General features: G+C 51.2%; 20 protein-coding genes, 1 tRNA gene and 3 pseudogenes. 21 read left to right on the top strand and 3 right to left on the bottom strand.

Annotation, left to right across the window (positions count from 1 at the left end; genetic code table 11):
• The 6 genes and pseudogenes from rbfA to htpX all read left to right on the top strand — a co-directional run bounded on the left by rbfA (position 1) and on the right by htpX (position 5,415).
• Entirely contained in the window at positions 1-348 is a 348-nt protein-coding gene (rbfA, locus tag HMPREF0080_RS01255; RefSeq protein WP_006789289.1) for a 30S ribosome-binding factor RbfA, read from the top strand.
• A gap of 4 nt (positions 349-352) precedes the next feature.
• A complete protein-coding gene (locus HMPREF0080_RS01250) occupies positions 353-1,297 on the top strand; it encodes a DHH family phosphoesterase (protein ID WP_006789288.1) in 945 nt (314 codons plus the stop codon).
• The gene (truB, locus tag HMPREF0080_RS01245) at positions 1,294-2,175 is read left to right on the top strand and encodes a tRNA pseudouridine(55) synthase TruB (RefSeq protein ID WP_006789287.1); all 882 of its coding nucleotides are present in this window, start codon (positions 1,294-1,296) and stop codon (positions 2,173-2,175) included. Before HMPREF0080_RS01250 ends, truB begins: the two co-directional genes overlap by 4 nt.
• A 2-nt stretch (positions 2,176-2,177) precedes the next feature.
• Positions 2,178-3,107: a bifunctional riboflavin kinase/FAD synthetase gene (locus HMPREF0080_RS01240; RefSeq protein WP_006789286.1), complete on the top strand. Its 930-nt coding sequence runs from the start codon at positions 2,178-2,180 to the stop codon at positions 3,105-3,107.
• 80 nt (positions 3,108-3,187) lie between these two features.
• Entirely contained in the window at positions 3,188-4,372 is a 1,185-nt protein-coding gene (locus tag HMPREF0080_RS01235; protein ID WP_006789284.1) for an aminotransferase-like domain-containing protein, read from the top strand.
• A 159-nt stretch (positions 4,373-4,531) separates the two neighbouring features.
• Positions 4,532-5,415 (top strand): annotated as a pseudogene (gene htpX / locus HMPREF0080_RS01230) (zinc metalloprotease HtpX).
• A gap of 209 nt (positions 5,416-5,624) precedes the next feature.
• On the opposite strand, the gene HMPREF0080_RS01225 reads toward htpX, so the two are convergent.
• The 3 genes from HMPREF0080_RS01225 to HMPREF0080_RS01215 form a co-directional block, all read right to left on the bottom strand.
• Positions 5,625-6,338 (bottom strand): NAD(P)H-dependent oxidoreductase, encoded by a 714-nt coding sequence (locus HMPREF0080_RS01225; protein ID WP_040346752.1) that lies wholly within the window; start codon positions 6,336-6,338, stop codon positions 5,625-5,627.
• 85 nt (positions 6,339-6,423) lie between these two features.
• Entirely contained in the window at positions 6,424-6,753 is a 330-nt protein-coding gene (locus HMPREF0080_RS01220) for a nitrous oxide-stimulated promoter family protein (RefSeq protein WP_040346749.1), read from the bottom strand.
• Positions 6,754-6,810: 57 nt separating this feature from the next.
• A tRNA-Arg gene (locus tag HMPREF0080_RS01215) sits at positions 6,811-6,885 on the bottom strand.
• 135 nt (positions 6,886-7,020) lie between these two features.
• Here HMPREF0080_RS01215 and HMPREF0080_RS01210 point away from each other — a divergent pair.
• The 15 genes and pseudogenes from HMPREF0080_RS01210 to rnc all read left to right on the top strand — a co-directional run bounded on the left by HMPREF0080_RS01210 (position 7,021) and on the right by rnc (position 20,503).
• Entirely contained in the window at positions 7,021-8,166 is a 1,146-nt protein-coding gene (locus tag HMPREF0080_RS01210; RefSeq protein ID WP_040346746.1) for a cysteine desulfurase family protein, read from the top strand.
• Positions 8,159-9,235 carry a tRNA 2-thiouridine(34) synthase MnmA gene (gene mnmA, locus HMPREF0080_RS01205; protein ID WP_006789278.1) on the top strand — a complete coding sequence of 359 codons (1,077 nt, stop codon included), beginning with the start codon at positions 8,159-8,161 and terminating at the stop codon, positions 9,233-9,235. The genes HMPREF0080_RS01210 and mnmA overlap by 8 nt, the downstream gene beginning before the upstream one ends.
• 15 nt (positions 9,236-9,250) lie before the next feature.
• Positions 9,251-10,081, top strand: a complete 831-nt coding sequence (locus HMPREF0080_RS11605; protein ID WP_006789277.1) for a GTP-binding protein — start codon at positions 9,251-9,253, stop codon at positions 10,079-10,081.
• Positions 10,009-11,054: pseudogene (locus tag HMPREF0080_RS11600) on the top strand (elongation factor 4 family protein). Before HMPREF0080_RS11605 ends, HMPREF0080_RS11600 begins: the two are co-directional and overlap by 73 nt.
• Positions 11,054-12,175, top strand: a complete 1,122-nt coding sequence (gene hemW, locus HMPREF0080_RS01195; RefSeq protein ID WP_006789274.1) for a radical SAM family heme chaperone HemW — start codon at positions 11,054-11,056, stop codon at positions 12,173-12,175. The pseudogene HMPREF0080_RS11600 and the gene hemW overlap by 1 nt, the downstream one beginning before the upstream one ends.
• A 322-nt stretch (positions 12,176-12,497) precedes the next feature.
• Complete coding sequence (locus tag HMPREF0080_RS01190; RefSeq protein WP_006789273.1) at positions 12,498-12,728, top strand: YdbC family protein; 231 nt, start codon at positions 12,498-12,500, stop codon at positions 12,726-12,728.
• Positions 12,729-12,870: 142 nt separating this feature from the next.
• Positions 12,871-13,413, top strand: coding sequence for a transcription factor FapR (fapR, locus tag HMPREF0080_RS01185; RefSeq protein ID WP_006789272.1), 543 nt, complete (start codon positions 12,871-12,873; stop codon positions 13,411-13,413).
• A gap of 15 nt (positions 13,414-13,428) precedes the next feature.
• Positions 13,429-14,457 (top strand): phosphate acyltransferase PlsX, encoded by a 1,029-nt coding sequence (plsX, locus tag HMPREF0080_RS01180; RefSeq protein ID WP_006789271.1) that lies wholly within the window; start codon positions 13,429-13,431, stop codon positions 14,455-14,457.
• Positions 14,441-15,437: pseudogene (locus tag HMPREF0080_RS01175) on the top strand (beta-ketoacyl-ACP synthase III). Before plsX ends, HMPREF0080_RS01175 begins: the two are co-directional and overlap by 17 nt.
• A gap of 14 nt (positions 15,438-15,451) precedes the next feature.
• Positions 15,452-16,393 (top strand): ACP S-malonyltransferase, encoded by a 942-nt coding sequence (gene fabD, locus HMPREF0080_RS01170; protein ID WP_006789268.1) that lies wholly within the window; start codon positions 15,452-15,454, stop codon positions 16,391-16,393.
• A 1-nt stretch (position 16,394) separates the two neighbouring features.
• Positions 16,395-17,138, top strand: a complete 744-nt coding sequence (fabG, locus tag HMPREF0080_RS01165) for a 3-oxoacyl-[acyl-carrier-protein] reductase (RefSeq protein ID WP_006789267.1) — start codon at positions 16,395-16,397, stop codon at positions 17,136-17,138.
• A gap of 62 nt (positions 17,139-17,200) precedes the next feature.
• The gene (locus tag HMPREF0080_RS01160) at positions 17,201-17,446 is read left to right on the top strand and encodes an acyl carrier protein (protein ID WP_006789266.1); all 246 of its coding nucleotides are present in this window, start codon (positions 17,201-17,203) and stop codon (positions 17,444-17,446) included.
• 77 nt (positions 17,447-17,523) lie between these two features.
• Entirely contained in the window at positions 17,524-18,480 is a 957-nt protein-coding gene (locus tag HMPREF0080_RS01155) for an NAD(P)H-dependent flavin oxidoreductase (protein WP_172633462.1), read from the top strand.
• 34 nt (positions 18,481-18,514) lie between these two features.
• A complete protein-coding gene (gene fabF, locus HMPREF0080_RS01150) occupies positions 18,515-19,771 on the top strand; it encodes a beta-ketoacyl-ACP synthase II (RefSeq protein ID WP_040346742.1) in 1,257 nt (418 codons plus the stop codon).
• Positions 19,772-19,786: 15 nt separating this feature from the next.
• Positions 19,787-20,503: a ribonuclease III gene (gene rnc / locus HMPREF0080_RS01145; RefSeq protein ID WP_006789263.1), complete on the top strand. Its 717-nt coding sequence runs from the start codon at positions 19,787-19,789 to the stop codon at positions 20,501-20,503.
• Positions 20,504-20,542 lie beyond the last annotated feature (39 nt).

The raw sequence follows: 20,542 nt of genomic DNA, 5'->3' as shown, positions 1-20,542 counted from the left end.
ATGGGAGAATTACGGATACGTAAAATTCAGGAATTTATCAAGCAGGAAGTATCTCGTATTATCCTGCAGGAATTGAAAGATCCGCGTCTCGGGTTCGTTACGGTAACCGATGTGCGGATTACGGGCGACTTGCGTGAGGCAACGGTCTATGTGAGCCTTTTCGGCAGTGATGAAGAAAAGAAGAATACGCTGGCTGCCCTGGCAAAGGCCAACGGCTTTATCCGCTCTGAAGTGGGCAAACGTCTCGGCATCCGCTATTCGCCCCAAATCGGGTTTAAAGAAGATCAGTCATTGGACTACGGCATGAAGATTGAAAAAATCTTGCATACCATTGATAACGGGGAGTAGTCTTATGAATTGCACACCGGAAGAATTGCGGCATATTTTTGAATCTTACAGGTCTGTTCTTCTGACCGCTCATGTCAGTCCCGACGGCGATGCCCTCGGTTCCCTGGCGGCAATGGCCGCGTGGCTGAAGGGCAGGGGGAAAGACGTTCTCGTCGTCATCGACGACACTATTGACGATACGTTCCACCGTTTCGAAGGCTGTAAGGATATCGTCCGGCCCGAAGACGTACAGGCGGATCCGGAGCGGCTGTCGGTTGTCCTTGATGCAACCGATCCGGGGCGCACCGGAAAGGTTGCCGCCCTGATGACGGGAAAGGTTGTCAATATAGACCACCACGTTTCCAATACGCATTTTGCCGATTGGGAATATATCCGTACGGACTGTGCGGCGACAGGTGAAATCCTGACAGAGCTCTTCACCGAGTGGGGTGCGGAGATTACGCCGTCCATGGCGGATGCTCTTTATATGGCGATCGCTACGGACTGCGGTTTCTTTAAATTCGGCAATACGACGGGGCATACCCTGCGTATGGCGGCGCTGCTGGTGGAAACGGGCGCCGCGCCGAATCGCGTTTCCGAACGCCTTGAAGAAACGACGCTTGTCAAGATTAACGCTCTCGTTAAAGTTTTACAGAGGATCGAGCTTTTTGCCGGCGGCCGTGTTGCCGGTATTTCCTTTACGGAAGAAGTGCAGCGGTATACAGGTGAGCATACCGGCGGCTATATTGATTATGCGCGGCGCATCAGGGGCGTGGACGTCGCTTTTACAGTAAAGTATATGGGCCCTGACGAAACGCGTGTCAGCCTGCGCTCCAGAAATGTGGATGTCAACGCCGTCGCCGCCGTATTCGGTGGCGGCGGACATGTTCGGGCTGCCGGGTGCACTATTGCCAAACCTCTGGAAGAAGCAAAGGCCGCATTAGTGGCGGTGATCGGGAAGGCCTTATGATACACGGCATTATTAATGTTTTAAAGCCGTCGGCCATGTCGAGTCATGACGTCGTGGGCCGGGTGCGCCGGATTTTCGGTATGAAAAAAGTCGGCCACTCCGGGACGCTTGACCCTTTAGCGGCAGGTGTTTTACCGGTTTTTCTCGGCCAGGCGCCGCGCCTTATCGAATACAGCGGTAACGAAGACAAGACATACCGCGCCGAACTCGCTTTCGGGTTCGCGACGGATACGGAAGACAGTACGGGACGTGTCGTGGCAACCCGTGCCGTACCGAAACTTTCTGCAGCCGATATAGAAACCGTATTGAAAGAATTCATCGGTACTGTCCGGCAGCGGCCGTCCAAGTATTCCGCCATTAACGTCAACGGAGTGAAGGCCTATAAATTAGCGCGGCGGAATGAAAAATTCGAACTCCCCGAACGGGATGTCGAAATCAAGGCGCTCACCTTGATTTCATTTGAAGACGGACGGGCTGTCATAGAGGCGGAATGTTCCAAGGGGACGTATATCCGGGCCCTGGTTCGCGATATTGGTGAACGGTTGGGCACCCTGGCGACAATGACGTATTTATTGCGCCTCCGTGTCGGTGATTTCTCCATAGAAACGGCGGCGACGCTGGAAGAATTGGAAACCCGTAAAGAAGGCTGTGTTCTTCCTGTTGATGCTTCTATTCAACGGATGGCAAAAACAATATGTTCTCATGAACAGTACGAGGCCCTTCTTCAGGGCCGAGCCGTTCCCTTTGCGGGACAGTGCCTGAAAGACGGAGACGTGCTGCGTGTATACGACGCCGGGGATATATTGGTCGGCATCGGTCGGTTCGATGAAGCTCATCATATCATACGGCCTCATAAGATGTTTAATCGCGAGAGGTAACAATGGAAATTTATCACTCCCTCGAAGAAGCAAAACCCTGTAAAGGCGCGGTTATAGCACTGGGAACTTTTGACGGTGTGCATATAGGCCATCAGCAGGTCATGAAAACGGCGGCGGATGAAGCGGCAAGAGCCGGCGTCCCGTCTCTTGTCGTGACTTTCACGGCCCATCCCCTGTCGGTGCTTTTTCCGGAAAAAGAGCCGCTTCGTCTGGCTACGCTGGAACAGAAAACAGAATACATCCGTGCCGTCGGCGTTGACGGACTGGTGTTGCTGCCTGTGACAAAAGAGTTTCTCAATGAATCGCCTGAAGAGTTTTGCCGTTCCCTTATCGACAGTATCGGCCCGACAAAGATTGTTGTAGGTGCAAATTTTACATACGGTAAACATGCGGCCGGCAATATAAGGACTTTGAAAGCGTCAATGGGGAAGGCGGGCATACCCGTGAGGATTCTGGATTTAGTGGCGACGCCTGCGGGAGGGCACCCTGTCAGCAGTACGATTATCCGGTGTTTGGTGAAAGGCGGGAAGATGGAAGAAGTCCGGGAGCTTCTCGGACATCCCTTTGAATTAACCGGTGAAGTCGTGACGGGCGACAGGCGGGGCAATACTATCGGTTTTGCAACGGCCAACCTGCTTGTTCCCCGGCGGATGGCCGTGCCGCCGGACGGTGTTTATATGACGACGCTTATCATAGACGGCAGGGAACTGCCGTCTATGACCAATATCGGTAATAATCCCACCTTTATGCGCCAGTACAGACGGGTTGAAACTCATGTTATCAATTGGGAAGGAAACCTGTACGGCAAAACCGTAAGCGTCCGTTTTTATAAACGCATTCGCGACGAAAAAAAGTTTGCATCCATTACTGAATTGGTGGATGCGATGAAAAATGATGAGAAATATGTATTATCACATTTTTCTGTATTTTAGTAATTGCGTTAAACGTATATCTATGATAAAATCAAATCATAGATATACGTTGATTTTATTTACAGAAGGAGTGATTATGTATGAAGTTTTCTGATGTGGCAATGAGCCTCAAGGCATCGGAAATTCGGGAATTGCTTAAGCTTACCACCATGCCGGAAATTATTTCTTTTGCAGGCGGGTTACCGGCTCCGGCAAAGTTACCCATCGAAGATATGGAAAAGGTAGATGTGGAAATCCTCAGAAAGGAAGGCCGTCAGGCGGTCCAGTACGGTACGACGGAAGGGTACAATCCGCTTCGTGAAAAAATCGCTAAACGCATGAAATCCGCGTTCGGAGTCGACTGTACGGCGGAAGATCTGATTGTAACGGCAGGATCCCAGCAGGGTCTCTCCATGTTGGCACAGATTTTCCTCAACAAAGACGACATTGTTCTCGTCGAAAGCCCGACCTATTTGGGCGCTATTAATGCTTTCAAATTGGTTTTTCCGACAATTCACGAAGTTCCGACGGACGACAAGGGCATCATTCCTGAAGCACTGGAAAAGATCCTGGCTGAAAACGACCGTGTGCGTATGATGTATGTTATTCCCGAATTCCAGAACCCGACGGGGGTTACGTGGCCCCTTGAACGCCGCAAAGCCGTTATGGATATCATGAACAAACATGAGATTCCCGTTATTGAAGATAATCCGTACAGTCGACTCCGGTATGACGGGGAACGGGTACCGACTTTGAAATCAATGGACACGAAGGGCAATGTTATCTTCCTCGGTTCTTTCTCCAAGATTTTCATGCCCGGTTTCCGTATCGGCTGGATGGTGGCCAACCCCGAAATTATTGATAAAGTTGTTAAGTTGAAACAGGCCGTTGACCTTCAGACCTCGTCTTTCGGTCAGCGTCAGGCTTCGTTCTACATGGACATGTTCGACTTGGACAAACATGTGGAAACGATTCGCAAACTTTATGGCGAACGCCGCACGCTTATGTGCGACTGCATGAAAAAATACTTCCCTGAAGGCGTAACCTTTACCTATCCCGAAGGCGGCCTCTTTACGTGGGTAACTTTGCCGGAAGGTATTGACGCAAAAGAATTGATGCCGAAGGTTCTTGAACAGAATGTTGCTTATGTTCCCGGCGGTCCGTTCTACCCGAACGGCGGCCATGCGAATCATTTCCGCCTTAACTATTCCAATATGCCTCCTGAAAGAATTGAGGAAGGTATTAAACGGTTAGGCGAAGTATTAAAGCGTGAATTAGGCAAATAGATAAACTCCCCCCTATCTAATGCCTAATACATAGGGAGCCCTTTCGGAGGGCTCCTTTTTTTCGGACCTGTTCATTGACTTTCCCGTATATTTTCCCTATAATACGAGTATGCGGATTTAACCTTTTGACCTTTAACTCTTTCGAAAGAAGGGATATATATGAACAGCTTGAAAACAGTATTTCTCATGACGGCCATGGCGGTTATCTTAATGGCTATAGGCGAAGTCTTCGGCGGCCATCAGGGGATGATAATCATGTTTATCCTGGCCATAGGCATGAATTTCTTTTCCTACTGGTTCAGTGATTCCATGGTCTTGCGCATGTATCATGCCGAGGAAGCCGGGCATGACAGCCGTCTGTATCAAATTGTGGCCGACCTGGCGAAGCGTTCCGATTTACCTATGCCGCGTGTTTTCACTATCCCTACGGAGGTTCCCAATGCTTTTGCGACGGGGCGCAACCCGTCCCATGCGGCCGTTGCGGCGACAGAAGGGATTTTACGGATGCTTAACGATGATGAAATCAGAGGCGTCCTGGCTCATGAAATGTCTCATGTGCTCCACCGCGATATTTTGATCAGTACAGTCGTAGCGACTTTTGCCAGCGCGATTTCCATGATTGCCAATATTGCCCAATGGTCGCTGATCTTCGCCAGGTCGGCCGCGATGATGACGACAACGGCGGCGGTATTCTCGGTCTTTTGGCGACGATTATTATAGCTCCGCTGGCAGCGACAATTATTCAGCTTACTATTTCCAGAACACGCGAATATATGGCTGATGAAGAGGGTGGCCGTATGACCGATGAGCCGCTTGCACTGGCTGCAGCGCTGGAAAAGATTGATGCTTATGCGCACCGCCGCATGCTTCCCGGCGCCACGGAAGCTACGGCGCATATGTGCATTATCAGTCCCTTCGCAGGAGTTTCAGGAGGATTGGCCAATCTCTTCAGTACCCACCCGTCCACCGCCGATCGGATTGCCCGCCTGGAAAAACTCGACCGGGAGCTTCATCCGTACAGACGTTCTTCTTCCCGTCCTTAATACACTTGCCGCCGTTACGGCAGGCGAAATATAATGGGATATATCTCAGCCGACGGATTGTTTTGCCGGCAGTTCGGGATCAAAGCCTGTTCCTGTTGGGAATCATGGAAATCGTTCGGGAAAATACTGCAGTAAGAAAGCTCACACCGGAAGCGGCGTGAGCTTTTTGTGATTATAGGATCGATTTTTATCCCGGTTATGGCGGCCGTTTATTCCACTACGGTGACAATTTCACCGAGCGTGCGTCTGGTTTTGTTTCTGTGCGGCTTTTCATCGCGGTAGCCGAAGGCCGCCATAACGGCTACGCCGTAATGGCCGAGGTCGAACAGTTTTTCTTCCTCACCGAGAAGCTTATTCATCTCTGCCGGCTGAAACCCTTCAAGGGGGCAGGAATCAATCCCTGCATAAGCGGCCATAGTCAGCATGTTGCCGAGAACGATGTAAGCCTGTTTGCAGGACCAGTCGAAGGCGGCGCGCTCCGATTCGAAATTTTTGAAATCATTAACGGCAAAATTTGTGTATGCGTCCTTGTAAAGCATATATACAGCTTCAGGCAATTCTTTGACGTCGTGCTGAATATGCTCCAGGTAAGCGGAGCCGTAAACCAGATCTGCTTTTTTGCGTGCCAGAATAACGATGAAATGGCTGGCGTCAAGGCCTGCCTGAATACCCCAGCCGAAGGGCCGCATTTTCTCGCGTAATTTTTTGTTTTGAATAACGAGAAGCTTAAACGGTTCAAAGCCGAAGGATGTCGGCGAGAGACGGGCCGCATCCAAGATCGCCTGGAAGTCTTCGGCGGGAATTTTTTTGTCGGGATCGAATTTTTTCGTAGCATAGCGATACATCATGGCTTGCAGTAAATCTTCTTTTTTGAAATGCGGCTGTGTTACGTCAACCGTTTCAATTTCATACTTTGTGCTCATGCCGGTCTCCTTTGCACTTATAAAATATACTGGTACAATGTCAAGTATAACATGAAAAAGCAACTTAATAAGCTGCCTGTGTATATTATGAATGGAGCCGATGTCGTACGGACAGCAGTAAGTGATGCAATGCGGCTGAGGGGGAGACGAGGAGCATACGGGGACCGCTGAACCGCATGATTTTTTTCATTGTCTCCCGTTCGCCGGGGCCGTAGCAACGGGTTTTGCAGAAAGCGCAGAATGTCTTGGTTTCCATGTGGGGACAGCGATCTATGTGATGTCGGGCATACGCCAGGATTTTTTCGCAGTCCGGGCACAACATCTGTCCTACCGTCCCGTGTTTGCTGCGGCAGTATATCCGAATCATCCGTTCCATGGTCTGTAGTTCCCGGTCACGTTTTTCGTCTGTATTCACGGCGTCTCCTTTGCGGAAAAACGGCTCACTGCTGCTGATAGTGAGCCGTTTCGGATTTGGTGCGCCTAGCAGGATTCGAACCTGCGCACCCGGTTCCGGAGACCGGTGCTCTATCCCCTGAGCTATAGGCGCATGCGGTATACTGTGTAATTTTATCATGGATGACAGGTTATATCAAGGAAAACATGCTTGTACGGACTCGCCGTCTAGCCGTGGAAGTGCCTATGTGATATGATAAATAATGGATTTTCGGCAAGAGGAGATATAATGGAACGTATTTATCTGGACTATGCCGCAGCGACGCCCTTGGATGAACGGGTTTTGCAGGCGATGATGCCCTATCTGACAAGTGAATTCGGTAATCCGTCGAGCCTGCATGCCTACGGTCAAACCGCCCGCGCCGCCGTCCGGACGGCGCGCCGCCAGACGGCGGCCTCTCTTGGTGCGGAAGCGCAGGACATTGTCTTTACCGGCGGCGGTACGGAAGCGAATAATCTGGCAATACTCGGTTACTTACGGGCCAACTGTCCGCACGGCGGCCATATTGTGACGACCGCTGTCGAACATGCTTCCGTCCTGCGTATCTTCGAAAGTTTGGCGGGACGCGGATATGATGTAACGTTTCTGCCTGTCGGTGAGGACGGACGCGTCAATATGGAAGAAGTACGCCGGTCTTTACGCGATGATACGGTTCTCGTTTCCGTTATGGCCGCCAATAATGAAACGGGCATGATACAGCCCCTTGCCGAAATCGGGGCGCTTGCGCGTGAAAAGAATGCCGCGTTCCATGTCGATGCGGTCCAGGGGTTCGGCTGGCTGCCCCTGCGGCCGGAAGAACAGCATATCGATCTCTTAAGTATCGCCGGCCATAAGGTGTACGGGCCTAAGGGGATCGGAGCCCTCTATATAGGATCCGGTATTAAAATCAGACCCGATACATTCGGAGGACCGCAGGAACGGAAACTGCGGGCGGGTACGGAAAACGTGGCCGCCATTGCCGGCTTCGGCAGGGCCTGTAAACTCCTGCGGGACGAGTGGCGGGAGAGGGCTTGTAAAGTAAGAACGCTGAAAGAGTTTTTCTACAATACCCTTATTAAAGGGAACGGCCGGTATCGACTGAACGGGACGATGGCCCATTCGTTGCCGAATATTATTAATGTGTCCGTCGCTCATGTGGACAGGACAATAGTCCTTATCGCTCTGGACAGGCGAGGGATCGCCGTTTCTGCCGGATCGGCCTGTGAGGCGGGAGCGGCGCAGCCGTCGCATGTGCTGCAGGCTATGGGCGTAACGGGCGATTGGCTTTCCGGTAGCGTACGCGTGTCCTTCGGCAAGGATACGACAAAAAAGGACCTGGTGAAAACGATAAAAGAAATACGCAAGATTGCGGGAGAGGAGAGGGCAGATGGCTGAATGTATTGCCGTAGCAATGAGCGGCGGTGTAGACAGCTCCGTGACGGCAGGCTTGCTAAAACGACAAGGCTATGATGTTATCGGCATTACACTGCGCCTGTGGGAAGAAGCCCCGGCATGTCCTGTTGAAAACCGTATGCATGCGTGCTGCTCTCTTGACTCCGTAAATGATGCGAAAGAGGTGGCCCATGTTTTGGGCATACCTCATTATACTCTCGACTTCCGTGACAATTTTCGCCGTGACGTTATCGACTATTTCGTGGCCTCATATGCGGCCGGCCGGACGCCGAATCCTTGTATAGCCTGTAATAAATATATTAAATTCGGACTGCTTTGGGAACGGGCGAAACAATTCGGCGCCGATTTTTTGGCGACCGGCCATTATGCGCGCGTCGTTTACGACGAGGTGCGTAATATATATACTTTGCGGCGCGGCCACGACGCTCGTAAAGATCAGTCATACGTCCTTTATCAGTTGACACAGGATCTGCTGCCGCACATCCTTTTCCCCATGGCGGATTTAAAAAAGACGGAGACGAGGGAACTGGCGAAAAAGTGGGGCCTTCCCGTTTTCAGTAAGCCCGAAAGTCAGGATATCTGTTTTATTCCCGACAACGATTATAAAGGATTCCTGAAAAAGGAAGCGCCGTATATTTTTGAAAAGGGCGACTTTATCGATAAAACCGGAAGGGTAATCGGGACTCATCAAGGTATTCCCGCTTATACCGTCGGCCAGCGCCGCGGTCTCAATCTGGGCGGTCCCGGCGGGCCTTATTACGTTGCGGCTCTTGATAAAGCGCATAATACCGTAATTGTCGGCGCCGAAAAAGACCTGTTTTCAAAAGACGTGATTGCCTGTGAAGCGACATGGGTGGAGGCGGTGCCGACGGCCCCGTTTCGCGCATACGGCAAGATACGGTATGCCGCAACGGAGGCGCCGTGTACCGTCTATCCTGCCGGCGATCGCCTGAAGGCCGTCTTTATCGAACCGCAGCGGGCCGTGACGGCAGGGCAGGCATTGGTGCTTTACGACGGCGACCGCGTTTTGGGCGGCGGTGTGATTATATAAGAAGGAGGACGCACAGTGGCTACAAAATATATTCGCAATTTCTCCATTATCGCTCATATTGATCACGGCAAATCCACGTTGGCTGACCGCCTTCTGGAAATGACCGGGACTGTCACGCAGCGTGAAATGGAAGAGCAGCTTCTCGACACGATGGATTTGGAACGTGAACGGGGCATTACGATTAAAGCGCAGTCGGCGCGTCTTTTATATACGGCCGGAGACGGTCATGAATATACCTTGAACCTCATCGACACGCCGGGGCATGTCGATTTCAATTATGAAGTCTCGCGCAGTCTCGCCGCCTGTGAAGGCGCCCTTCTCATCGTCGACGCGACGCAGGGCGTGGAAGCGCAGACCTTGGCGAACGTCTACCTGGCCCTGGAACATGATTTGGAGATTATCCCCATCATCAATAAAGTCGACCTTCCCAGTGCGGATCCCGAACGGGTATGCAGAGAAATTGAAGACATTATCGGCCTTGATACGACCGACGCGATTATGGTCAGTGCCAAGACCGGGCAGGGGGTGGACAGAGTACTGGAGGCTATTGTTGAAAAAATTCCCGCCCCGCGGGATAAAAGCGGCAAGCCTTTGCGGGCGCTCATTTTTGACTCTCATTTTGATCCCTATAAAGGGGCTATCGCCAACATTCGTATTATGGAAGGCGCCGTAAAGACCGGCGATATGATTCGCATGATGTCGTCGGGAAAAGAGTTTGAAGTCATTGAAACAGGTGTGTTTTTGCCGCACATGTATACCGTTAACGGATTGGAATGCGGCAGTGTAGGCTATTTTGCGGCGAGTATGAAAAATGTGCGGGACTGCCGTGTCGGCGATTCACGGTAACGACGGCGGCGAATCCGGCGCAAGAACCGCTGCCCGGGTACAGACCGGCTACGCCCATGGTTTACTGCGGCCTTTACCCTGTCGATACAAGTGAATATGATAATCTTCGCGATGCCCTGGAAAAACTGAACCTTAATGATGCGGCCCTTCTCTATGAACCGGAAACATCGACGGCTCTCGGCTTCGGTTTCCGCTGCGGATTCCTCGGTCTCCTTCATATGGACGTGATCAGGGAACGGCTGGAACGTGAATACGGTCTGGCTCTTATTACGACTGCGCCGTCCGTTATTTATCATGTTTACAGGACCGACGGAACAATGGTGAAGGTCGATAATCCGTCGCTTCTTCCGGAAACTACGAAGATTGAACGCATTGAGGAGCCGTTTGTAAAGACGACTATCATTGTCTCCAAGGATATGGTCGGCACGGTTATGGAAATTTCCCAGAACCGCCGCGGCCGGTATGTAACTATGGATTATCTTGATGATATCCGTGTATCCCTCGTCTATGACCTGCCGCTTAATGAAATCCTCTATGACTATTTTGACGTCCTTAAATCATCAACCAGGGGGTATGCGTCTCTTAATTACGAACTGGACGGTTACCGTGAATCGCCGATGGTGAAAATGGATATTCTCATTAACGGGGAAATCGTTGATGCGCTGAGCGTCATCGTTCATAAGGACTTTGCGGTCCGTCGCGGCAGAGGGCTTGTTGAAAAACTGCGCGGCCTTATTCCGCGCCAGCTTTTCCAGATTCCTGTCCAGGCGGCCGTCGGTAATAAAATCATTGCCCGCGAAAATGTGGCGGCTCTCCGTAAAGACGTGCTGGCCAAGTGCTACGGCGGTGTATTTCACGTAAACGCAAGCTTCTGGAAAAACAGAAGGAAGGCAAGAAGCGCATGAAGCAGGTCGGCAGTGTGGAAATACCGCAAGAAGCGTTTATGGCCGTCTTGCAGGTGGATAATACCTGATGACGGGACTGTATATTCATATACCCTTTTGCACACGAAAATGCCTCTATTGCGATTTTCCGTCATATGGCGGCATTTCCCGCTATCAAGAAGCCTATGTCGACGCGTTGTGCAGGGAGATCCGAAATTCTCCGTACGCCGGGCAAGCGGTTGACACCGTCTATTTCGGTGGCGGTACGCCGTCACTGCTGACGCTTGTACAGGTCGGCATGATCATGCGTACTCTCGGGGAGACGTTCAGGCTCGCCGCCGACAGTGAAATAACCCTGGAAGCCAATCCGGAGAGCATGGATAGGGTATATGCGGCCGGGCTGGCGCATATAGGAATAAATCGGGTCAGTCTCGGTATCCAGTCTTTTAACGACAAAGAGCTGCGTTTCCTGCGCCGTCTTCATACGGGAAAAGAAGCGATGCAATCCGTTTGCGATGTTTATGAAGGCGGCATTACCAATATTTCGGTTGATCTTATGTACGGTCTGCCCGGACAATCACGGGCAGACGTTATGCACGATCTGTCTTGCTTTGTGTCCCTGCCTGTTGTCCATGCTTCCGTGTACAGCCTCATCGTGGAAACGGGCACGCCCCTGGCGGGGCTTGTCGGTAAAGGTTCGGTGCTGTTGCCCGAGACCGAAATTACCTTGCAGGAAGGGGCGGCCGTTCGCAGGATGCTGGCCGATCGGGGTTTTGCGCATTACGAAATTTCCTCTTATGCCAGGCCCGACTTTGCGTCCCGTCATAACATCAAATACTGGCAGTATGAGCCCTATATAGGCTTCGGCGTATCCGCTCACTCATTTGACGGACGGTTCCGTTTTGTCAACAGCGGAAATATTCCCCAATATATCGAAGCGGCGGGGACGGCGGCGGTAACGGCGGAACGAGAAGAGATCCGTACGATAAGAGGGGAAGAGGACTATTGCTTCCTTGCGCTGCGGATGCGTCGCGGTATAGACAGCGAGCGATTTCAAAGTCTTTTCGGTGAAACGGTTGAAAGCGCGTTCGGTCCGGTTCTGGAGGACTTGGACAGGCGAGGCTTTATAGAACCGACGGGCCGGGGATATAAGCTTACAGAACAGGGCCTGCTCTACGGCAACTACGTGTTTAGCCGTTTCCTCAGGTAAAGCGCTCTGCAAAGTTTCAAACTCTTATACCGGTCGGTCGCACGCGGAGTTGTCAGACATATGTTATATGGGAGCGAGAATTTGAATGAGACAGTCACACGGCGATTTCCGGCCCGAAGGGCGCAGAGGCTAAAGAAATCGGCGGATAAGTTGCTGTAAAAGGATTTTTCCCGTGTATCGGCGTAACATATGTATTGCAATCCTGCAATTAAACGTACTGACTTATTGACTTTGCACTCCGATTTGGTATGATAACTATAAATATGAAATATATTGAAGCAGCTCGGTAAACGACCCGGCAATCAGTGGAGGAGATACATATATGGCACAACTTAACTTTAATATTGAAGATATTTGCGGTACTTTATCGGAGAATAAAGACGGGTGGCGTAAAGAATTGACCTACATCAGTTGGAATAACCGCGCGGCTAAATTCGACCTGCGTTCATGGGATCCCGACTACCAGGCCATGACGAAAGGGATTACCTTGACAAAGGACGAGCTGATCAAGTTAAAAGAAATTCTGAATGAAATGGATTTTGATAAATATTAAGGAACCGGTATGCAGGAGACAGTTTTCATAGTCGGAAAACCAGTTGAATGCATACTTTTTTTCTTGCCAAATACAGGAAAACAATATATAATTTTTCTGTAGTATGTACTGTTAATACTTGGTCATAAAACTAGGGCGGAAAATGGTGAAAATAGGGCGAGCGCAGCGGCATGAATTGCTGAAAAAACGAATAGAAGAAAATCCTTTTATCAACGATGAAGAATTGGCCGAAGCCTTTGAGGTCAGTATTGCGACCGTTCGGTTGGACCGTATGGCCTTGGGTATTCCGGAACTTCGTATCCGCATCAAGCAGCGTGCTGTCGCGGCCGGTCCGGATAACAAGCTGGCCGGCGTTGTCGGTGAACTCATCGAGTGTGTGCCCGGTCAAAGCGGCATATCCGTCTTGACGGCAACGCAGGATATGGTCGATGACGCAAACATCGTCAAATCTCAATATTTATATGCCCAGGCCGGTTCTCTGGCAAGGGCCGTATTGAATATACCCGTTTGTGTTATGGCCGTAGGCAATGTAAAATATAAGCAGCCCGTGACGGCAGGGGATAAGCTCGTCGCTCAGGCTGAAGTTATCCGTAAAAGGGATAATAAGCGATATGTGTGGGTTAAAATTCGTAAAAATGCGAAAGAAGTTTTTCGCGCTAAATTTATTATCGAATCATTGGAATAGTAGAGGCGGTAACGCATGAAAATAGCTGTAGACGCTATGGGCGGCGATTATGCCCCGGAAGAAGTAGTCCTCGGGGCTATTGAAGCGGTTAAAGCATATAAAAAGTATGATGTCGTCCTGGTCGGTGATGCGAAGGAGATACGCAGGGTTATGACAGAGTACGGTACGACGGAGTCGGACCGTCTTTCGATTGTCCATGCGGGAGAAGTCATCGAAATGGATGAACATCCGGCGCAGGCCATTCGCAAGAAAAAAGACGCGTCCATTGTCGTTGCGACACGACTTGTCAAAGAGGGCGTTTGTGATGCCGTAGTGGCACCGGGCAGTACGGGTGCGGCCGTGACGGCGGCGCTTTTGGGTCTCGGTCGTATCAAGGGTATTGAACGGCCCTGTATTGCAACCCCTATTCCGTCGAAGAAGGGCGTGAGTATTCTTCTTGATTCCGGGGCCAACTCGGACAGTAAACCGAAGCACCTCGTTCAAGCGGCTATTATGGGCTCTCATTATGCACAGCATATATTCGGCATAAAAGAACCGAACATCGGTTTACTCAACATCGGCGCGGAAGCATCGAAAGGAAACGAGCTGGCGCAAACGACGTATCCCATGCTGGAACAGACGAAAACTATTTCTTTCTACGGCAATGTAGAAGGGCGTGATATTACGGAAGGCATTGTTGATGTCGTCGTTTGTGACGGGTTTGTGGGCAATATTATTTTAAAATTCGGTGAAGGCATTGCGCTGCTTATCATGCAGCTTGTCAAGGATTCCATACGCAACGGCGGCTTATTGGCCAAGCTGGGCGCCATGGCGGTACTGCCGGCTTTCAGACACCTGAGAAAACGCCTTGATTTCACGGAATACGGCGGCGCACCGTTGCTCGGCATCGACGGCAGCTTTATTATCTGCCACGGCAGCTCGAAGGCGAAGACTATTCGGCATGCCGTTCGCGTAGCGGGCGAGCTGGTAGAGGAAGATGTAGTCGGCCATATTCGAGCCAGTATTGAAGAAGAAGAGGGGCAGCACAATGATTGTGAAAGCTAATGCAGCCGGTATTCTGGGAACGGGACATGCCGTTCCTGATAAAATCCTGACCAATGCGGACATGGAAAAAATCGTCGAAACATCGGATGAGTGGATCAGCAGTCGTACCGGTATTAAACAAAGACATTTCGCGCCGGAAGGCGTGAACACGTCCGACCTTTGTACCGAAGCGGCCGGGAAGGCCTTGGAACAGTCCGGTATAAGAGCGGAAGAGTTGGACTTGATCATTGTCTGTACCTTGACACCGGATATGACGATTCCGTCGACGGCCTGCATTGTGCAGGCAAATCTGGGCGCCGTAAATGCAGCCGTTTTCGACTTATATGCGGCCTGCTCGGGATTTGCATACGGTGTCGTTACTGCGTCTCAGTATATTGAAACGGGAAATGTACAAACGGGTTCTCGTCATCGGTGCGGAAATTTTAAGCCGGTTCCTAAACTTTAAAGACCGCAACACCTGTGTTCTCTTCGGTGACGGCGCCGGCGCCGCCGTTCTCGGCCCCGTACCGGAAGGATACGGGATCCTGGGGACGGATATGGGAGCTGACGGCAACGGCGGCAAGTTTCTTGATATCCCGTCAAGCGGCACGAAAATCCTGCCGACGGACAAAGCCCGTGAAGAAGGCCTGACCTTTATCCGCATGGACGGTAAAGAAGTGTATAAGTTTGCCGTCAGGGTCATGGGACGGACGGCCGAAAAGGCGCTGGAACGCGCCGGTATTGATAAGTCGGAAGTGGACCTGCTCGTGCCGCATCAGGCGAATATACGCATTATTCAATCGGCAGCCAAGCGCTTGGATTTGCCTATGGAAAAAGTGTTTGTCAATATTCATAAATACGCCAATACGTCGGGTGCGTCCATTCCTATAGCACTGGACGAGGCATATCGCGAAGGCCGTATTAAACGCGGTGACATCATTGTGCTTGCCGGTTTCGGCGCCGGCCTGACTTGGGCCGGTATGGTCATGAAGTGGTATTAAAAGAGGGGTAACACATGAAAAAGGCATTTGTATTTCCCGGACAAGGGGCTCAAAGAGTCGGTATGATCAAAGACCTGTATGACGGTTACGCATCTGTCAGGCGGCTCTTTGAAGAAGCGGACGACGCGTTGGGATTTTCCTTAACGAGGCTCTGCTTTGAAGGGCCTGATGAAGAACTCATGATGACTTATAACACGCAGCCCGCTATCCTCACGGCCAGTACGGCATGCAGCCTCGTCCTGCAGGAAGAAGGATTGCGGCCGGATATTGTAGCCGGTCACAGCCTCGGTGAATATTCGGCTCTCGTCGCGGCTGAATCCGTTTCCTTTGCGGATGCGGTTCGTACGGTGCGTCAGCGCGGCCGGTTCATGCAGGAAGCTGTTCCTCTGGGTGAAGGCGCTATGGCGGCTATTCTCGGTCTTGATGAAGACAGAATCAAAGCTGTTTGCGCCGAAGTCGGCAGTCGGGACGGTACGGTGGAAGCGGTGAATTTCAATTGCCCCGGTCAGATCGTTATTGCCGGTGCGGCCAAAGCTGTTGAAGCGGCGGTCGACGCATTGAAAGCGGCCGGCGCTAAACGTGCCGTTATGTTGAATGTCAGCGCCCCGTTCCACAGCACGCTCATGAGACCTGCTGCAGAACGGCTTGCCGAAGTGCTCAATATGATTGTGATTAAAGACGCCAAGGTTCCCGTTGCGGCAAACGTCGACGGCCAACTTGAAACGGCTGCGGCCGTTATTAAGGCCTCTCTTGTCAGACAGGCGGCCAGCCCCGTTTTATGGATAGCCTGCGTGCGGCAGATCCAGGCGTTCGGCGCGGAAAATATTGTTGAAGTCGGTCCGGGAAAAACACTTACGGGCTTTAACCGTAAGATTGACAAAGCCATTCACTGTGAAAATGTGGAGGATATACCGTCTCTCAAGAAGACTCTCGGATTCTTCCAAGGAGGAAATTAAGATGTTATTACAAGGTAAGACGGCCGTCGTAACCGGCGGGTCGCGCGGTATCGGCCGTGCCGTCGCCGTCGCGTTGGCGGCGGAAGGTGCCGGAGTGGCCGTTGTTTTTGCAGGTAATACGGCAGCTGCGGCGGAAACGGTGCGGATTATTGAAAACGCGGGCGGTACGGCTGTCGCCGTTCAGTGTGACGTAGCCGATGAAGCCGCCGTGGCGGATATGATTAAAAAAGTACAGGAAAAATTCGGCTCCGTTGATATTCTCGTTAATAATGCCGGCATTACACGGGACGGCCTTTTGATGCGCATGAAAAGCGACGACTGGAATGCCGTTATCAATACGAACCTTACAGGTGTATATAACTGTACGAAGGGAGTAACAAAGATGATGATGAAGCAGCGCAATGGCTCCATTATCAATATGACCTCCGTCGTCGGTGAAACGGGGAATGCCGGACAGGCCAATTACGCGGCCGCCAAAGCCGGCGTGATCGGTTTTACGAAATCCGTCGCAAAAGAACTCGCGTCCCGCGGCATTCGCGTCAATGCGGTTGCTCCCGGGTGCATTGATACGGACATGACTGCCGTATTGAGCGACGCTGTGAAGGAAGAAATGATTAAGACCATTCCTCTGGGCAGAACGGCCGCTCCTGAAGAAGTTGCTCAGGCCGTCGTCTTCCTGGCCTCGGACAGGGCAGGCTACATTACGGGACAGACTCTCAATGTTGACGGCGGCATGGTAATGTAATACCATAGATTCAGTTTATGTTTTTTATCTATTATAGCCGCATCGAAAGGGGGTGAAGTACAATGAGCGAACAAGCAACTTTTGAGAAAGTTAAAAGTATCGTTGTAGAGCAGCTCGGCGTTGATGAAAAAGAAGTCAAAATGGAAGCTGCATACATCGATGATTTAGGCGCTGACTCCTTGGACATCGTTGAATTGATCATGGCTTTCGAAGAAGAATTTAATATTGAAATCCCTGACGATGTTGCAGAAAAAATCAAAACTGTACAGGATACGGTTGATTATATCGAAAAGGAAAAAAAAGCGTAAGCATGCAATGAGATCCGCTGCCGGGGAAGGGCTGAGGGAGACTTCCCCCGTCGGGATCTTGATTGGAGGAAAAGAAAGTGAAGCTGCCTGAATTAAAGATTGGTAAGCTCATAGCAAAAGTGCCTATTGTGCAGGGCGGCATGGCAATTCGCCTGTCGACGGCCAAATTGGCCTCGGCCGTTGCCAATGAAGGCGGCATAGGCTTGATTGCGGCATCGGGGATGCCCTTTGAAGAATTACGATCTGAAATCAAACTGGCGCGGAAATTATCGCCGGCAGGAATAATAGGAATTAATGTAATGGTTGCGGCTCGCGAATTTCGCGGTATCGTGGCCACTGCTATTGAAGAAGGAATCGATCTGATTGTTGCGGGAGCGGGTTTCTCACGCGATATGTTCGCGTTGGGAAAGGAATCGGGTACCCCTATTGTGCCCATCGTTTCGTCTGCAAAATTAGCTAAAATATCGCAGTCCCTCGGTGCTGCCGCTGTCGTGGTGGAAGGCGCGGAAGCAGGCGGCCATTTGGGGACGAATCGCTCGAGCCGGGAAATAGTTCCCGAAGTGCGAGCTGCCGTAGACCTGCCCGTTATCGGGGCAGGAGGTGTATTGCACGGTGAAGACATTGCCGGGATGTTGCGTCTCGGTGCGAACGGCGTCCAGATGGGGAGTCGTTTTGCTGCCAGTGTGGAAGCTAACAGCTCGGATGAATTGAAAAAAGTTTACTTGCGTGCCAACAAGCCGGAAGACTTTGTCCTGGTTCACAGCCCCGTAGGATTACCCGGACAGGCGATTAGAACGCCCTTTTCCGAAAAAATCCTCTTGGAGAAAGCTCCGAAGCCGGAGGTCTGTGATGCCTGTCTCAAGAAATGCAGTCATAAGTACTGTATTATTCGCGCTTTAACGCGTGCCCAGCAGGGTGATGTCGAAACCGGTCTGGTCTTTTCGGGACGGCGGATGCAGGAAATCCATGAAATTCTGTCGGTTAAAGAAATTTTTGCATATCTTAGACGTGAAACGGACGCAATTCCCGAATAATTCACGACTGATTTTGAATGATGAGGTGAACACTTTGGAAAAACGTGTAGTTATTACCGGCTTGGGCGTTATCTCTCCTGTCGGTAACGGAAAGGACGTCTTCTGGGAGTCGTTGTTGGCGGGTAGGAACGGTATCGGCCCGATTACGCATTTTGATGCGGCGGAATATACCACTCGTATTGCCGGCGAAGTCAAGGAGTTCAATGTTACGGAATTCGGTATCGACCGTAAAGAAGCGCGCCACATGGATCCGTCCACACAATATGCCGTTGCGGCCACCAAACTGGCGCTGGACGATTCGGGCATGGATTTGGATAAAGAAGACCGTGACCGTATCGGCACGATTATCGGGACAGGCATCGGCGGTATGGAAACACTGCATAATTTGTACAGGGGCCTTTTTGAGAAAGGGCCGTCCCGCGTGAACCCGTTTGTCGTGCCCAAGATGATTGCCAACATGGCATCAGGTCAGGTGTCCATTACCTTCGGGCTCCAGGGGCATTGTGCCAGCGTTGTTACGGCTTGTGCGACAGGCACGAATTCCATCGGTGACGCGTTCCGTATGATTCAGCGCGGCGAATTGAATGCGGCCGTTGCCGGCGGTACGGAAGCGGCTGTTTCGCCCGGAGCGGTAGCGGGGTTCGGCGCCATGAAAGCGCTTTCCACGAGAAATGATGATCCCGCACATGCATCCCGGCCTTTTGATAAAGACCGTGACGGGTTTGTCATGGGCGAAGGCGCGGGGGTCGTTGTTCTTGAGGAACTGGAACATGCTGAAAAACGCGGCGCCCGTATTTATTGCGAACTGGCAGGTTACGGCAGCAATGCCGACGCATATCATATTACGGCGCCTGCTCCGGAAGGCTTGCAGCAGTCCAAGTGTATGAAACTCGCTGTTGACGATGCTCATCTTGACGTGAAAGATGTTGATTATGTCAATGCTCACGGCACATCGACGCACTTGAACGATCTTAACGAATCGATGGCGGTGGCCCGCGTATTCGGTGACCATGCCAAAGATATGTACATCAGCTCGACAAAATCCATGACCGGTCACCTTCTCGGTGCGGGCGGTGCGGTTGAAGCGATTGCCTGCGCCTTGACCATTGCGGACGGCAAAGTGCATCCGACGATTAATCTCGTCGAAGTGGACGATGAACTGAAGCGATTCGGTCTTAACTATGTGCCCAATAAGGCAATAGAAGCGGATATCAACGTGGCCATATCCAATTCTTTCGGCTTCGGCGGTCACAATGCGACATTATTATTCAAAAAATATACAGGGGCGTAAAAGAAGTGTTCATTCATGAATAAAGCAAGAAAAGATCAGTTGAGGCGGTTTACGGAATTATTAAATCTTCCGCCCTTTCACAATTGGCATCTTCTTGATCAGGCGCTTACTCATTCTTCCTATACGAATGAAGACAGAACGCATCACAGCATACACAATGAACGGCTGGAATTTCTGGGCGATGCCGTCCTGGATATGGTGGTCGGTGAATACCTCTTTCGCCGTTATCCGGATATGCCGGAAGGGAACCTGACCAAGGCAAGAGCCAGTGTGGTCAGTGAAGAACCGCTTGCCTGCGTTTGTGCGTCCTTTCATATGGGAAGTTTTCTCCTTCTCGGCAAAGGAGAAGCTCTCACGGGAGGCCGGACGCGCAACAGCATTATGGCTGATGCTTTTGAAGCCGTCGTCGGTGCGGTTTATATAGATTGTTCCTATACGGCGGCCCGTGATTTTATTCTGAAGCAGCTTGATAAATACTTGCAGCTTGTAGATAAGGGAATCTACGGGAAAGATTACAAAACGTATTTCCAGGAACTGCTTCAGCGAGACGGGGCACAGGATATCCGATACCGACTCTGCCGTGAAGAAGGGCCGGATCACAACAAGACTTTCTTTATGGAAGTCACGGTGAACGGCGAGATCATGGGGACGGGTTCGGGAAAGACGAAAAAATCGGCTGAACAGCATGCCGCATATAAGGCGTTGGAAAAGATGAATGCCTTATCCTTCTAAGATATGCAAACATAATGAAAGGCCGATGCATCCGCATCG

Source organism: Megasphaera geminata F0357, from assembly GCF_000239275.1.
GTDB classification, from domain to species: Bacteria; Bacillota; Negativicutes; order Veillonellales; family Megasphaeraceae; genus Megasphaera; species Megasphaera geminata.
The sequence above is the reverse complement of the archived record's forward strand: the minus strand, read 5'-3'. Positions and strand labels throughout refer to the sequence as shown.

Excerpts from the sequence above, each read along its gene's own strand:
- HMPREF0080_RS01225 (WP_040346752.1), bottom strand. The coding sequence starts at position 6,338 with ATGAGCACAAAGTATGAAATTGAAACGGTTGACGTAACACAGCCGCAT.
- HMPREF0080_RS01160 (WP_006789266.1), top strand. The coding sequence starts at position 17,201 with ATGAGCGAACAAGCAACTTTTGAGAAAGTTAAAAGTATCGTTGTAGAG.
- HMPREF0080_RS01235 (WP_006789284.1), top strand. The coding sequence starts at position 3,188 with ATGAAGTTTTCTGATGTGGCAATGAGCCTCAAGGCATCGGAAATTCGG.
- truB (WP_006789287.1), top strand. The coding sequence starts at position 1,294 with ATGATACACGGCATTATTAATGTTTTAAAGCCGTCGGCCATGTCGAGT.
- fabG (WP_006789267.1), top strand. The coding sequence starts at position 16,395 with ATGTTATTACAAGGTAAGACGGCCGTCGTAACCGGCGGGTCGCGCGGT.
- HMPREF0080_RS01210 (WP_040346746.1), top strand. The coding sequence starts at position 7,021 with ATGGAACGTATTTATCTGGACTATGCCGCAGCGACGCCCTTGGATGAA.
- HMPREF0080_RS01250 (WP_006789288.1), top strand. The coding sequence starts at position 353 with ATGAATTGCACACCGGAAGAATTGCGGCATATTTTTGAATCTTACAGG.
- rnc (WP_006789263.1), top strand. The coding sequence starts at position 19,787 with ATGAATAAAGCAAGAAAAGATCAGTTGAGGCGGTTTACGGAATTATTA.
- hemW (WP_006789274.1), top strand. The coding sequence starts at position 11,054 with ATGACGGGACTGTATATTCATATACCCTTTTGCACACGAAAATGCCTC.
- rbfA (WP_006789289.1), top strand. The coding sequence starts at position 1 with ATGGGAGAATTACGGATACGTAAAATTCAGGAATTTATCAAGCAGGAA.
- plsX (WP_006789271.1), top strand. The coding sequence starts at position 13,429 with ATGAAAATAGCTGTAGACGCTATGGGCGGCGATTATGCCCCGGAAGAA.
- fapR (WP_006789272.1), top strand. The coding sequence starts at position 12,871 with ATGGTGAAAATAGGGCGAGCGCAGCGGCATGAATTGCTGAAAAAACGA.
- HMPREF0080_RS01240 (WP_006789286.1), top strand. The coding sequence starts at position 2,178 with ATGGAAATTTATCACTCCCTCGAAGAAGCAAAACCCTGTAAAGGCGCG.
- mnmA (WP_006789278.1), top strand. The coding sequence starts at position 8,159 with ATGGCTGAATGTATTGCCGTAGCAATGAGCGGCGGTGTAGACAGCTCC.
- fabD (WP_006789268.1), top strand. The coding sequence starts at position 15,452 with ATGAAAAAGGCATTTGTATTTCCCGGACAAGGGGCTCAAAGAGTCGGT.
- HMPREF0080_RS01190 (WP_006789273.1), top strand. The coding sequence starts at position 12,498 with ATGGCACAACTTAACTTTAATATTGAAGATATTTGCGGTACTTTATCG.